Origin of the sequence: Proteiniphilum sp. (assembly GCF_040307845.1) — a bacterium.
GTDB lineage: Bacteria > Bacteroidota > Bacteroidia > Bacteroidales > Dysgonomonadaceae > Proteiniphilum.
In genome coordinates this window covers 107,641-122,366 of record NZ_JAWRIS010000020.1, presented here as the reverse complement: position 1 = coordinate 122,366, position 14,726 = coordinate 107,641, and the positions used below count along the sequence as shown (strand labels likewise).

Annotated in this window: 13 protein-coding genes; 7 read left to right on the top strand and 6 right to left on the bottom strand. The window is 44.7% G+C overall.

The window, feature by feature from the left end; translation table 11 throughout:
* The first annotated feature begins 10 nt into the window (after positions 1–10).
* The 3 genes from ABV001_RS05170 to ABV001_RS05160 are packed head-to-tail and all read left to right on the top strand — an operon-like array spanning position 11 to position 2,252.
* Complete coding sequence (locus tag ABV001_RS05170; protein WP_352421820.1) at positions 11–961, top strand: metal ABC transporter solute-binding protein, Zn/Mn family; 951 nt, start codon at positions 11–13, stop codon at positions 959–961.
* Entirely contained in the window at positions 958–1,764 is an 807-nt protein-coding gene (locus ABV001_RS05165) for a metal ABC transporter ATP-binding protein (protein ID WP_352421819.1), read from the top strand. The genes ABV001_RS05170 and ABV001_RS05165 overlap by 4 nt, the downstream gene beginning before the upstream one ends.
* A gap of 2 nt (positions 1,765–1,766) precedes the next feature.
* Positions 1,767–2,252: a DUF456 domain-containing protein gene (locus ABV001_RS05160; protein ID WP_352421818.1), complete on the top strand. Its 486-nt coding sequence runs from the start codon at positions 1,767–1,769 to the stop codon at positions 2,250–2,252.
* A gap of 44 nt (positions 2,253–2,296) precedes the next feature.
* On the opposite strand, the gene ABV001_RS05155 is transcribed toward ABV001_RS05160, so the two are convergent.
* Entirely contained in the window at positions 2,297–2,908 is a 612-nt protein-coding gene (locus ABV001_RS05155; protein ID WP_352421817.1) for an RNA polymerase sigma factor, read from the bottom strand.
* Between the two features lie 286 nt (positions 2,909–3,194).
* Between ABV001_RS05155 and ABV001_RS05150 the strand changes: the two genes are divergently transcribed.
* The 4 genes from ABV001_RS05150 (at position 3,195) to ABV001_RS05135 (ending at position 11,176) form a co-directional block, all read left to right on the top strand.
* On the top strand, positions 3,195–4,211 hold the full coding sequence (locus tag ABV001_RS05150; protein WP_352421816.1) for a FecR family protein: 1,017 nt from the start codon (positions 3,195–3,197) through the stop codon (positions 4,209–4,211).
* A 202-nt stretch (positions 4,212–4,413) separates the two neighbouring features.
* Entirely contained in the window at positions 4,414–7,764 is a 3,351-nt protein-coding gene (locus tag ABV001_RS05145) for a SusC/RagA family TonB-linked outer membrane protein (protein WP_352421815.1), read from the top strand.
* A gap of 40 nt (positions 7,765–7,804) precedes the next feature.
* Complete coding sequence (locus ABV001_RS05140; RefSeq protein WP_352421814.1) at positions 7,805–9,544, top strand: RagB/SusD family nutrient uptake outer membrane protein; 1,740 nt, start codon at positions 7,805–7,807, stop codon at positions 9,542–9,544.
* A 129-nt stretch (positions 9,545–9,673) separates the two neighbouring features.
* A complete protein-coding gene (locus ABV001_RS05135; protein WP_352421813.1) occupies positions 9,674–11,176 on the top strand; it encodes a calcineurin-like phosphoesterase C-terminal domain-containing protein in 1,503 nt (500 codons plus the stop codon).
* Positions 11,177–11,201: 25 nt separating this feature from the next.
* Here the strand turns inward: ABV001_RS05135 and ABV001_RS05130 are convergent, their stop codons facing one another.
* From ABV001_RS05130 to ABV001_RS05110, 5 genes are all read right to left on the bottom strand, one after another.
* Positions 11,202–12,206: an aspartate-semialdehyde dehydrogenase gene (locus ABV001_RS05130; RefSeq protein WP_352421812.1), complete on the bottom strand. Its 1,005-nt coding sequence runs from the start codon at positions 12,204–12,206 to the stop codon at positions 11,202–11,204.
* Between the two features lie 207 nt (positions 12,207–12,413).
* Positions 12,414–12,800: a T9SS type A sorting domain-containing protein gene (locus tag ABV001_RS05125; RefSeq protein ID WP_352421811.1), complete on the bottom strand. Its 387-nt coding sequence runs from the start codon at positions 12,798–12,800 to the stop codon at positions 12,414–12,416.
* 199 nt (positions 12,801–12,999) lie between these two features.
* Positions 13,000–13,881 carry a carbohydrate kinase family protein gene (locus ABV001_RS05120; RefSeq protein ID WP_352421810.1) on the bottom strand — a complete coding sequence of 294 codons (882 nt, stop codon included), beginning with the start codon at positions 13,879–13,881 and terminating at the stop codon, positions 13,000–13,002.
* Entirely contained in the window at positions 13,878–14,390 is a 513-nt protein-coding gene (locus tag ABV001_RS05115; RefSeq protein WP_352421809.1) for a GH32 C-terminal domain-containing protein, read from the bottom strand. The genes ABV001_RS05120 and ABV001_RS05115 overlap by 4 nt, the downstream gene beginning before the upstream one ends.
* A gap of 74 nt (positions 14,391–14,464) precedes the next feature.
* Complete coding sequence (locus ABV001_RS05110) at positions 14,465–14,650, bottom strand: hypothetical protein (protein ID WP_352421808.1); 186 nt, start codon at positions 14,648–14,650, stop codon at positions 14,465–14,467.
* Between the last annotated feature and the right edge of the window lie 76 nt (positions 14,651–14,726).

Here is a 14,726-nt window from a genome sequence, read left to right as displayed (position 1 = left end):
AAACCATTTTATGCAAAAATATCTGTATATCATCTTATTATCGGCATTGACACTGGCTTGTGGTTCCGGTACGAAGAAAAACAATGTGGAAGGGACCCGGATACTGACGGTAACGATTGAACCCCAACGTTATTTTCTCGACCAGATTGTGGGCGATGCGTTTACCATCAATACGCTTGTGCCGCCCGGAACCAGCCCGGAGACGTATGAACCGGCGCCGTCTGTAATGGTCGATATGGCAAAGAGCAATGTCTATTTTATGGTAGGTGATCTCGGTTTCGAAAATGTCTGGAGCAAGCGGCTCGCAAAAAATAACCCGGACGTGACTATTATAAATTGTTCGGAAGGTATCGTGAGGATGGAAGGCCACGACCATGATCATGATCACGACCATAGTCATGCCGATGGGTCATGCGATGGTCACGATCATCACGATCTTCAAGCGGATGATCCCGCACATGTGCATTCCCACAGTGGAATAGACCCCCATGTATGGTCGTCGCCCCGGGCAGTAAAAATTTTCTCACGCAATATGTTGGAAACAATGATGGAATTGGATCCTGATAATGCAGGGACATATAGAGCGAATTATGATATATTATTGGCAAAGATAGAAAAGACGGACAGCCTGATCCGGGATTTGTTGAAGGATGTTTCCTCTAAATCATTTATTATTTACCATCCGGCGTTGGGTTATTTTGCCCGTGATTACGGCCTGAACCAGATTAGTATCGAATTCGAGGGAAAGAGCCCTTCTCCCTCTCAGATCAAGGAAATTGTAGACGTTGCCCGTAAGGAAAAAATCAATACTATTTTTATCGAGCGTAGTTTTGATACGAAGAATACGACAGTTGTCGCCCAGGAAATCGGTGCCCAGGTATTCGAGATTGATCCGCTCAGGTATGAGTGGGATGAGGAACTGTTGAGGATTGCCACTATTTTAGCCCGGGAAGTAAAATGAATAAACTGATCGACATAACAAACCTTACTGTCGGCTATGACAATAAGCCGAATGTATTGCAGGATGTTAATCTCAGCATCTATCAGGATGATTTCCTTGGTATTATCGGACCTAATGGAGGAGGGAAGACTACTCTTCTGAGGACGATTCTGGGATTGATAAAACCTCAATCGGGCTCCATTACATTCTATAATAAAGATGAAAAAACGGTTTCACTCAATATCGGTTATCTGCCCCAAATCAACCAGATTGATAAAAAATTTCCTATCTCCGTATCGGAAGTGATTCTGTCAGGCCTGACTCCCGGGACGAATATTTTCAAGCGCTATTCTCATGCAGATAAGCAAAAAGTCAAGGAGGTCGCACAACGGCTTGGAATCGAAGAACTGTTGCAACGTGCGATCGGAGAACTTTCAGGGGGGCAACTGCAACGGGTATTGCTTGGGAGGGCGATTATCGACAATCCGAAACTGATTATCCTGGATGAACCGAGTACCTATGTGGACAAGCTTTTCGAGACCAATTTCTATAAATTGCTGGGCGATATCAATAAAGATATAGCTATTGTACTGGTTTCGCACGATGTGGGCACGATCATTTCACTTGTAAAGAATATTGCTTGTGTGAATCAGGGGTTACATTACCATCCAGGCACTGATATATCGCAGGAGTGGTTGCTGAATGCTTATGAATCTTGTCCCATAGAAATACTCGGTCATGGCTCATTGCCTCACCGTGTGCTGATGGAGCACAATCATCTGGAACATGATCATCCGGAAGAGGAATCACATACACACAATTAGAAATGGGAGATACGATCTGGATCATCTTTGCAGGCTTGCTGGTGCTCGTGGGAGCTATTGGTACCATTGCCCCGATTCTTCCCGGTGTCCCCCTGAGTTGGGGCGGTTTGCTGGTATTGAAGTTCATCCCCTCCACACAGGACGATATTTCCTGGAGAACTATTATTATCCTGGGGGTATTGACGATAGTGGTCACTATCCTTGATAATGTGCTTCCGGTATGGGGCACAAAAAGACTGGGTGGCAATAAACAGGTGGTATGGGGGGCTACCATCGGCTTACTGATTGGTTTTTTCCTGGGGCCTTGGGGGATTATTTTCGGCCCGTTTATCGGTGCGTTCGCTGGAGGACTGCTTTCCGGAACACAATTCATACACGCTGTGAAACAGGCTACGGGTGCTTTTGTCGGTTATATTGCGGGGCTTGTGCTCAAATTGGTTACGGTCGGTTTACTTATCCTCTTTTTCGTAAAGACGCTTGTTGTGTAAGAGTTGGACGTGTAATCGCAGATGGCTTCTTTTATTGAACGGATTTAATTCAGCAACAACAGTAATATCGGCAGTAATATTTTCAACTTACCGGAATCGTTAGTAGTGTATTGTAAGGTGAGTTCATTACGGAGACAGATAAGCGCAGATGACAAATTGTTATAAACCGTACTTTCTGCAATACCGAGTACTTTAGCCGTTTCCTTTGCCGAGAAATTCCGGACGCAACGTAGTTCATATACCTTTCGAATAAGAGGGGGTAAGTTGCGCAGTATGTCATCAATAAGTTGTTGTAACTCAAGAAAATTTATATCTTCCTGTACATGGGTATAAGCCATAACCCGTATCTTTTGCTCAATCAACATCTCATCTGTGATTTCAAGACGCTTACATTGAATACGAATGTAATCCATGATACCGAATGAAATATGGCGCAATAACCAGTTTTTGGCAGACCCGGTATCATCACACTGTATCTTCTCAGGAGCCGTCCATACGCTTATCCAGAATTCCTGAGTCAGATCGCAGGATGCATCCTCATCGTTCAGCCGTGAAAGTACCCATCCGAAAAATAATCTACGGTAACGGTCATACAACATCCTGAAAGCTTCCTCATCCTTTTGGGATATTCGTTCCAATAATTGTTTATCCGTCATTTTTTGTTGCAAAGTTATGTATAAATTCCTGCCGACTTGTTACGTTCCAGTTAATTTTGATGGCCCGGAAAAAGGAATATAGGGTAGATATGCATGGCTGAAAATAAGGATAAGATAGAATCTTAACAAAATCTTAATCGGTTTTTCAAGTAGATTTATCCTGTTCGTTCCTTTTATCTAATAGAAGGGGATAAGAACCGGAAGGGATAAGAGAAATGAACAGAAGATAAATTCATTGGTATTATGCTATTGCGGGAAAACTGCTGATGTAATTGAACAAGTTATAATGATGAAGCAAGGAAAAACGAAGAAAATCAGTAGTCTGATGTACGTTACGGATCTGATCCGGCGCTACCGGCAAGGGGACGTGAGTGAAAAGGAACGCGAGATGCTCGAAGAGTGGATCCCCGATCAGCGCATGCTGAATACCGTCGATCAGGATAATCCTCTAGTGGATGTCTCTACAGAGAGAGTCTGGAAGCAGATAACTGAACAAATACATAGGGGACGGGATCGCCGGCCGAAACTTGTTATCCGCCGGTCTACGAAATATGCCGCTGCCGCCGTAGCGCTAGCTTTGATTATCGGCGGCTTATGGTATATGGTTCCAAGATTATCGGATGACTATTCAGGTGTTACTATGGCGCAGGCGGACAAAACCTATTATCAGACAACGGGGGAAAGGCCCGTTATGAGAATTACTTTGCCGGATGGTTCCAATATACAACTGAATAAAGAGACCAGCTTGTATATCGTTCAGGATCAATTTAATCGTCGTATACGGGAAGTATGGTTGGAAGAAGGGGAAGCTTTTTTCGAGGTGGCCAAGGATACCGAAAGACCATTTATCGTATATCACGGGGATTTGCAAACGGTTGTAAGGGGGACAAGTTTTAATATAAAAGCCTATAAAAGCCTTCACGAAAATGTAGTATCCGTACGTAGCGGAAAAGTGGAAGTGGGTTCCGCAGGTCAATTATACGGTACGCTCACATCGAATAAGCAACTGAATTATAAATTGGACGATAGGAGTGCGGATATTTCGGACGTGAAATGGAATGACGCCTGCGGGTGGATGGATGACCGGTTAGTGTTGAACAAGGCGAATGCCGACGAGTTGAAACTAAGGATAAAACAACACTTTGGAAAAGAGGTAACGATAGAAGGAACGGCGCTTCATACAATGTTGCTTACCGCTTCCTTTGAAAAAGGAACGTCGCTCGGGCAGGTAATGGAGATCATCAGTGCGATGTACGGCGTAAACTACCGCATCACACATTCACAAGTAATTTTATATGATTAGAACAATTATATGAGGTTTTTTTAATTCTCTTCCCGTTCTCCCTTTAGGGTAACAAATCATCTTTGATTTTAGCAATTGAAATTTTTTCCTCTGAAAAAGGGAAAGGTTCTTCCTATGCCTTTTAAAAACGAGTAAACAGACAGGTAATAGACTCATAAACAAAGATATAATAATATATAGGTATTTTTAAATGAAAACGACAATGAAAAAAAAGATCAGGACAAGTATTCATTCCGGCATCTGGCCGGTAGTAGTGCTCCTCGTATGGGTCGTGTTTCCCGTCCGTACCGTTGCACAACAATACGACTTAACTTTTCCGAAAGAAGGTTTGATAACACGTATCCAGAAAATATCGGAGCGGTATTCAGTGAATATCTCTTTCGATAACAATTTAATTAAAGGCGTGGAAGTGTCTGTATTGGAACTGCAACAGGCGGATGTGGAACAAACCTTATCTCAAACCCTTCTCTCCACTGGTTTTACCTATAGGAAATTTTCCGATAATACATACGCTATTATCAGGGGAGAGGCGCAAATTGCTCAAAAACAGGCGGAAGTTGCAAAACGCCGGTCGGGAACAGTAACGGATGAGGATGGGGAATCGGTTATCGGGGCAAGCATTGTCATCAAGGGGACTTCCACGGGAACCGTTACCGATATGGACGGGCGATTCGTACTGGATGCTCCCGATAGTGCCGTCTTAACAGTTTCCTACATAGGATTCGTCACGCAAGAGGCAAAGATAGATGACAAAAACGAACTGAAGATCATCCTTAAGGAAGACAACCAGGCCCTTGAGGAAGTAGTGGTGATCGGGTATGGCAGTGCAAGGAAAAAAGACCTGACAGGAGCCGTATCTTCTTTGGATGGTGCCGAGTTAGCCGCCCGTCAGACAACACAGATATCCGCAGCTTTGCAAGGGGTTTTGCCGGGTGTGACCGTAACAAGATCAAGTTCGGCTCCGGGAGCGGGAGGAAGTATCCGGGTAAGAGGAATCACCTCCATGAGGGACAATGCCCCTTTGGTTATTGTGGATGGGGTTGCCACATCAAGCATCAATGATGTGCATCCCAACGATATCGAGAACCTGACGGTATTGAAAGATGCGGCATCGGCATCCATATACGGTGCACGGGCGGCTTCGGGAGTGATTCTCATCACAACGAAACGGGGTTCGAAAAAAGATATTGACATCGATTACAATTATAGCTATTCAATGGACTTTGCGACCGACATGCCGGATTATGCCGATGCCGTTACGTACATGAAAGTCGTGAACGAGCGCGAATGGAACGGTTCGGGCGCCGTACCCGAAGTCAATGAATACAGCATTTACGACAAAGACCTTATCGATAATTACTGGACATTGAACAAGCAAAATCCGGATCTGTACCCGAATACCGATTGGGTGGGACTGATATTGAAGGACTATGCCCCGCGGCAAAGCCATCAAATAGGGATTACCGCCGGAAGTGAGAGGCATCAAACCAAAGTAGGTGTGGGGTATGACAATGTAGATGGATTGTTTGAAGAAAACCTCTCATGGGATCGAGTGTCCCTGCGTGTTAATAATGATATTACGATAAAAAACTGGCTCAAAGCATCAATAGATGTCAACATGAGAAAGACCTCGTCTGTAAACCCGGCTTACAGCCCATCGTTCCAGATGCGTTATGCCGCCCCTGTCTATGCCGCAACCTATTCGGACGGGCGGTTGGCCGGAGGCAAAGACGGTACGAACCCTTACGGAAAAATGCTCCACGGGGGGACAATAACGGCCAATAACTACGTGGCGAATGCCAAAGCCAGCCTTACGGTCAACCCCACAAAAGACCTCTCGCTCACCATGGTCTTCGCCCCAACCTTCAATATGCTGAAGAATAAGCAATTCACAAAAAGAGTAATGTATTATACAAGTCCCGATGAAGAGATCCCTTCAGGGACTATGGACGGGACGGCAAACATGGACCTGCAAGAAAACCGGAACGACAACCATTCCTATAATACCCAACTGTTTTCCAACTACATAAAGAACATAAGGAAACATAATATCAATGCGATGGTCGGTTACGAAGACTATTATTACTTTTATGAATCGCTCATGGCTTCACGCGACCAGTATGCATTGCCTTATTATCCTTACCTGACGGCCGGTCCCGGTACATTGATGAAGAATGACGGTGACGCTTATGAAAACAGTTACCGCTCTTTCTTCGGCAGGATCATGTACAACTGGGACATGAAGTACTATTTCCAGTTCAATCTGCGCAGGGACGGTTCATCCCGTTTTCATAAAGACCATCGCTGGGGAACATTCCCCTCGGTATCGGCCGGTTGGATCGTGAGTGAGGAACCTTTTATGAAGAATAATGTTCCGGCCATTTCGATGTTAAAGCTCCGGGGATCATGGGGACAATTGGGAGATGAACGCATCGGGAACTACACCTATCAATCGTACCTGAGTTTTAACAACCCGACGCTTTATATCGGCAACACACCCAGTTCAGTACAAGGTGCTTCGGCTTACCAGTACGCCATCAAGGAAAATACATGGGAAACGACAACCACAACCGATATAGGGTTCGACCTCTATTTACTGGACAGCCGCCTGCGTATTTCGGGTGATTATTACTGGAAAAAGACAAAAGACATGCTGATTGCTGTGGATATCCCCGATTTTATGGGATATTCGGACCCGTACCAGAATATCGGGACGATGAATACAAAAGGATGGGAAACCGAATTGTCATGGAATGACAGGATAAACGATTTCGGATACCATATCGGGTTGAATCTCTACGATTATCGGTCAGTTATGGGATACCTGAAAGATACCCGAGATTACGACAGTTCGAACTGGACCGTCATCATGGAAGGGGAAGAATACCTCTCGTATTACGGATACCTGAGTGACGGTATCTATCAAACAGGAGATGAATTGGAGGCTGTGACCTCTTCCATAGTAGGGGCAGGAGATATAAGATACAAGGATATCAGTGGCCCGGAAGGTGAGCCTGACGGCATTATCTCTGCGGAATATGACAGGGTAACAATCGGATCATCACTCCCCCGGTTCAATTACGGAGGAAGTATCGGCATGGATTACAAGGGATTTGACTTCCTGCTGGCTTTCCAGGGAGTGGGTAAAAGGGACGCGATCCTGACGGAACAAATGGTACAACCCGTACGCGGGGACTGGTACAATGTTCCTGAAATCATCCTCGGAAAATACTGGAGCAATTACAACACCGCCGAACAAAACGCAAAAGCACAATATCCACGTATCATGCGCGATGCCAACTCAAACAACTACGCGGCATCCGACTTCTGGTTGATCGACGGTTCCTATTTCCGCATCAAAAACATCACGTTGGGTTACACCGTCCCCCGGAAACTGTTACAGAAGGCAACAATCGCCAACCTGAGACTATATGCAAGCTTGCAGGATTTCTTCACCGTCAGCCATTTCCCGAAGGGATGGGATCCGGAAGTCAGTTCCACGGGATACCCCATTACAAAATCCGTCATGTTCGGTGCTTCTGTAAAATTTTAAAACCAACACGCCACATTTTGAAACCAATAAATAAAGAAATATGAAGTTCAGAAAATTATATACACTGATAACAGGGGTCGTGGGACTTGTGCTTATTTCATGCCACGACCTTGATCTACAGCCGCTTTCCCAGGCTTCAGGCGAAACGTGGTTCACAGATGAGACACAGGTCGAAATGAGCTTAAACACCTTATACCTGCACCAATTCTGGCCCATGTTCAAATGCGACTGGGGCACGACGGCGATCATGTCTTTAGATGAAGCGTCTGATGACTGGATGAACCGCACTACATTGGTACCGTTTACAAACGGTACGCTCAACGGCGACAACTCTACCTTTGTGAAAAACACCTGGAGTTATTCATACAAAGCCATAAGCAGAGCCAATACGATCCTGGAAAATATACATCGTTCCAAAGAGAATATCAAGGATGAATATTATGAGCGTTATATGGCAGATGCGCGTTTTGTCCGGGCATGCATGTATTCCCGCCTGATAAGCCGCTTCGGCGATGTAATATATTACGAAGTGAATATGGATCTGGAAGATGCTTACCATGTGAAACGGACCGATAAAATGGAGATATTGCAGCATATCTACAACGATTTCGACTATGCGGCCGAGAAATTACCCGTCGAATATACGGGAGCAGAAACAAAACGTGCCACAAAAGGCGCCGCTTACGCGATGAAAGCGCGTATCGCACTGTTTTTCAAAGACTATGAGACGGCGCGCGATGCCGCCCTGCAATGTATCAACCTCGGCGTGTATGAACTTTATCCCGATTTCGGGGAATTATTCCGGAGTAAAACCAAGAATTCCATCGAAACGGTCTTCGGTATACCACGGGATCATCAGTTCGGATCGGCCATCCCACCCAATGGCGTGAGACCCTACCTAAGCAGGAACGTCACTTCCCCATCCACTACCGCCCAACCCTCGTGGGATCTGTTCTGTTCATTTCTATGCACGGATGGGAAAACAATCGACGAATCACCATTGTACAACCCGAATGAACCGTTCCTGAACCGTGATCCCCGTTGTAATTATACAATCGTGGAATTCAACTCCAATTATTTCGGATATAATTATACACCTCATCCCGATAGCACAACCTGTTGGAATTATGAGCTCAACAGGCAGGTTCCCAACAAAGACTCCAAAGCGGGCGATCAATACGCTTCGTATAACGGTCTGATGCTGCGCAAAGGGATCGATGAAGACTGGAACGATGACTTTTATGTCAATAATGATAAGCTGATCATGCGTTATGCCGATGTATTATTGATCTATGCCGAAGCAAAAATAGAGCTGAACGATATAGACCAGTCCGTACTGGATGTAATGAATAAAGTCCGGGCAAGGGCCTATAAAACAGATTATACCTCTTCCACCTACCCCCGGATAACGGAAACCGGACAGGCCGGACTGAGACGTATATTACGTATCGAACGCCGTATGGAATTTGCTTTTGAAGCGCTCCGCTATGACGACATCATCCGTTGGAGGATCGCTGAAACGGTCATGAACAGGTCCAATTACGGATTGCCGACTTCCGTTGCCGATTGCCGGAAACTGGTAACCGACGGACTCTGGTTCTTTGGAGGTACACCTGAAATTGACGGGAACGGGTGCCCCGACTTCTCCCGAATGGCGAATATATCCAGGTACAGGGTCCTGAGCCAGCGTGTATTCGACCCTGCAAAACATTATTTATGGCCTATACCGGCTTCCGAGATTTTAATCAATCCTGATCTGGGTAATAATCCAAATTATTAACTCACAGGAAAACAACCGGACCCGTCCGATAAAAACGGAGACCTATTCCGTTTTTATCGGATAATCTATTGTGGCCTGTATAATTTAATTTCCCGGAGATCGAATGAAAAGTAAAATCGTGATTTTTATATGAGACTATTGATTTTTATGCTGCATTTCATTTTTATTTTATTGGTTGTTTTGGCCTGTGGACAAAATGAACCGGAGGCACAGAACGGCAAAGAAGTTGAAGAGAATGTACTTCTCCCGACTGAAGGTTATGTGCGTTCCAACGGGCAAGGTATTGCCGGAGTAGTGGTTACCGACGGAAAAGACCTGGTACAAACGGATGAAACCGGAAAATTTTCATTGCCTTATAATTCTTCCGCCACACATGTTTACATCTCTTCCCCGGCAGGATATAGCGTACCTGTAGAGAAGAGCGTGCCGATGTTCTGGATAAACCTCAAAAAGGTAAAAGACCGGAAAAACATTGAGTTCACATTGAGCAAAATGAATGTCCCGGACAACAGGCACTTTTTTGTAGCGGTCGGAGACCCGCAGGTACGGAACAGGAAAGAACTGGATCTGCTCAAGCCTATCCTGTCGGAAATGACGGCCAATATAACTGGCGGGGGAATAGATCCGGTCCATTTAATGGTAGCCGGGGATATTGTTTTCGATACGCCGGAGATGCACGATGCCAGTAAGGAATACTTCAGCGCCGTGAAACAGCCGGCTTATTATGCGATAGGGAACCACGACCACCTGAAAGCGGCCAGTGCAACCGTCCTCAACGATAAGACCTCCGATTCCACCTATATACGGCATTACGGACCGACCTATTATTCGTTCAACAGGGGAAAAGTGCACTATATCGTATTGGATAACATTTTATTTGAAGGCGGCCCCGACACAAAATACAGTACTTACTTCACGCAGGAACAGCTTGATTGGGTGAAAAAAGACCTTTCTTACGTCCCAAAAGAAAAAGCGTTGGTAGTGATGTTCCATGCCCCGTCCATGTCGCGCTACCAGGCGACCTACGGCAATAGTGCGGATCTGCATAAATTACTGGACGGTTACGCCGATGTACATCTTATCAGCGGACACACCCATTATAATTCCGTGATGGATAACGGAAATGGGATTATTGAGCACAATGTGGGAGCTGTATGCGGGGGCTTTTGGGAGGGTCCTGTTTGTCTGGACGGAACAAGATTAGGGTATAAAGTATTTGAAGTGAACGGAACGGATATCCAATGGGAATACCGTGATTATATGGATCCGGAAACACCGTTTTCCATATTCAAACCGGGAGAAGCAAGAGCCGTACTGGCGCCTCCTTCCGATGAACTATTGGTAAACGTATGGGATTGGGATACGGAATGGAAGGTTACCTATTCCGAAGACGACGGCAACACTTTCAAGGCAATGCTCCGCTATGATGAGCGGAACCGCGTATATGATCCGGTAGCGCTTGAATATTTCGGAATAAAAGGAGACAATACGGTTCCCGGAAGGACATGGATCACGGCAAACAAAACCGACCATATTTTCACGGTTGTTCCATCAAAAGGAGTGCAAAAAATACACATACAAGTGGAGAGCCGGTTTAAGACATATATCCGGGAAATTGATCTCCAATTGTAGCCCGACAGCTTTGCCGCAAGGACGTTTATTGCTTATTCCTGATGAGGTATTCTGCAATCTGGACGGCGTTCAATGCGGCTCCCTTTCGGATCTGATCTGAAACACTCCAGAAAGTCAACCCGTTTTCATTGGCAAGATCTTTACGGATGCGGCCTACATAGACAGGATCCTTGCCGGAGAGATACAACGGCATCGGATATTCCTTCTTGGCCGGGTTGTCTATCAATTCAACGCCTTCAGCTTTGCTGAATGCTTCCTGTGCCTCTTCTACAGAGATGGGACGTTCGGTCTCGATCCAGATAGCTTCCGAATGTGTACGCATCACCGGCACACGCACACAAGTTGCGCTGACCTCAATATTGGAGTGCATGATCTTGCGTGTTTCATTGTACATCTTCAACTCCTCTTTTGTATATCCGTTATCGGTAAACATATCCACCTGTGGAATCAGATTGTATGCCAACTGATGTGCGAACTTGGAGACGGTCGGTTTTTCACCGTTCGTCAGTTGCTTGTACTGATCTTCCAGTTCCTGCATGGCAGCGGCACCGGCTCCCGAAGCCGCCTGATAAGTAGCTACGTGTGCCCTTTTGATATGAGATATATTTTCAATTGCCTGCAACGCTACCACCAATTGCGCAGTGGTACAATTAGGATTGGCAATGATACCGCGAGGGCGGTTCAACGCATCCTCCGCATTCACTTCCGGAATGACCAAAGGCACATCATCTTCCATACGGAATGCGCTGGAGTTATCGATCATGATAGTCCCATGTTTGGTAATGGTCTCAGCAAATTCCAGCGAAGTACCTCCTCCGGCAGATACGAATGCAATATCCACATCCTTGAAATCGTCGTTGTGTTGCAATTCTTTTACTTCGATCTGTTTACCTTTGAAATTATATGATGTTCCGGCACTTCTCGACGAACCGAATAAAAGCAGTTCGTCCAACGGGAAATTTCTTTCATCCAGCACGCGGAGTAATTCCTGACCTACAGCTCCGCTGGTACCTACAATAGCAATCTTCATAATGATTATAAGTTTTTAAAAATAAAGAGTAATAAACTGAACCTAAAACGCCCTATATTATTAATTTACCCCACAAAGATAGTGAAAGCCGAGAAAAATCGTGAGAGTTTACTCTCAAAAGATTTCCGAGGCGCATCTTATCTTATGCAAAGATATAAAAAAGCACATAAATGTAGTAAAATGGAGAGATTTAACGATCGTGGAAATTCACCTGATAGCGATTTTCCGGGTGAATTTCCCGATTTTTATGATGTAATAGCCTTTCGGAAGGGATAAGATATACTGGTTGGTACCTGCCTTTACGCGACGGTTAAATACTTTTGCTCCCATGATGTTGTATATTTCGAGTACTCCATCTTCCGGGAGGTCCTCAATGACAAGTTGGCTCCCGGTTAGTTTGACTTTGGTCTTGTCTTGCGGTTCTTCTTTTTTTTGCGGTTCAGCTTGTTGCTGCAACTCTCTTATATTCTCTGGATTTTCTATTGTGAGACGAGTGGAGTCTTTCCGGGAAAATAGTGCTTCCTGGGAATACAGAGGAAAACCGGCCCCACAGACAAGGCATATTATCAAAATGAGGAAATAGCATTTCTTCATAACACCCGTTTCTTTTATTGATAGTTCGGTATGATCTTTCTATATATTGCGATAGTCCGCGATGTATGAATTGACCTATTGAAAGTTGAACTCTCAATTACAAAATTAGAGAAAAAATGTGAAACTCCTCCCGGTTTTGGAATAATTAAAAAATAGAAGTCAAGAGGAGTGAAAAAATATGTAAAAGTGCAACTGCTATTTAGCGAAAAGCTTCGATATGAGCATCGGCCAATTTAGGCATAGCTCCGTGTTGCTGACATACATATGCTGATACTTCCACGGCGAATTGGTGCGCCTCCGTGAGCAGTTTGCCATTCATGTATGCAGCTATAAACGCCGCAGTGAATGAATCTCCCGCACCTACCGTATCGGCCACATGCACTTTAGGTGTGGGCTGATAGGAAGTACCTTCGCTATTGAATACGAAACTGCCGTCAGTCCCCCTGGTCAGAACGACAATATCGAGTGTGAACTTCTTGAGTAGCTGAATGCATATTTCCTGTTCATCCATTTTATTCCAACCGTAGAGATCAGCTATAACCTTTACTTCATCGTCGTTTATCTTTAACACGTCGGCTATCTCCAAAGATTCTTCGATGATACTTTTGCTGTAAAAATGCTGGCGGAGATTGATGTCGAAGATCTTTATACAGTCTGCCGGAACGGTTTTTAAGAATTTTCTTATCGTTTCACGCGATGTTTTGTTTCGTTGGGCAAGAGACCCGAAACAGACTGCAGCGGTACTTCTTGCCAGATTTCCGGTGCGATTGGTAAACGGAATATTATCCCATGCTACATTTTCACAGATTTCATACAGTGGAATGCCGGCTCCGCTAAGAGTTACCTGTACGGTTCCCGTCGGATAATCGGTCGTTTCAATCAGATAATTGAGATTTTTTTCTTCCAGGGAACTGATTATTTCCCTTCCTAAGAAATCATCTCCCACAGCACTGAGTGCATAACCGTTAAATCCAAACTGTGATACATGATAGGCAAAATTAGCCGGGGCACCGCCTAATACCTTCCGTTCCGGGAACACATCCCAGAGTATCTCTCCAAGACCTACTATTATTTTGTTCATATGATTATAGTTAAGAGTGAAAAACTAAAAACCAAGAATTGAAAACTAAAAACCAAGATTTTTTCAAGTAAAATCGGATAGACGTTGATACTGATTGTTGTTTCTTCTTCGCTTTCGAAAGAGAGAGAATTATAGGGCTCGGAAGGAAAAACCGTGTTAGTCTGCACCAGTTCTCCATTATCAATGAAACACTCTGTGGATGACTTATCTACAAAGAGCCTGATATGATAACTTTTCTTCTTTTCAAGGTGTGCTTCGCTGATTCTATCCGCGAATTTATAGTGAAAATCGATAATTCCGCTGTGAGACCTGCCAACACTAAATATTTCTTTTTCAAAATCGAAACTGAACACAGTCTTTTCGCCTTTCTTATTGCTTAGTACGAAGCTGAAAGCAGATGTATTGCCTGTTTCGATATCCATTTCGATCTCAAAAGTACCCATATTCCCATCTGTGAGGTTATCTATCGTATATGATTTATTAACAGTGACCGGAGCAGTCGTTTTCATCTCTCCACCCAAGCTGTCCACCTCTTCAACCGGCGGGTTCGCGAGAATAAGATGCGTGCCGTTATGTGCCAGTTTCAGTTCGTGGCACTACCTCCGTTTGGACTGCCGGGATTGATACTCACAAAAAGAAACCATTTGGTCTGACCGTCGTAGGTGAGGGGAAACAGGTCGCGACCTTCCCACACACCGCCGTGCGCAACGATCCCTTCACCGATATAAGGTCTCCTTGCGAACAGGTGCTGAATAAAAATGTGATACAACTTAATAATACAAATATAAAATTCTTCATGTGATTTCCTACTGATTATTGGTTTTGTATGATATTTATTTATCTGT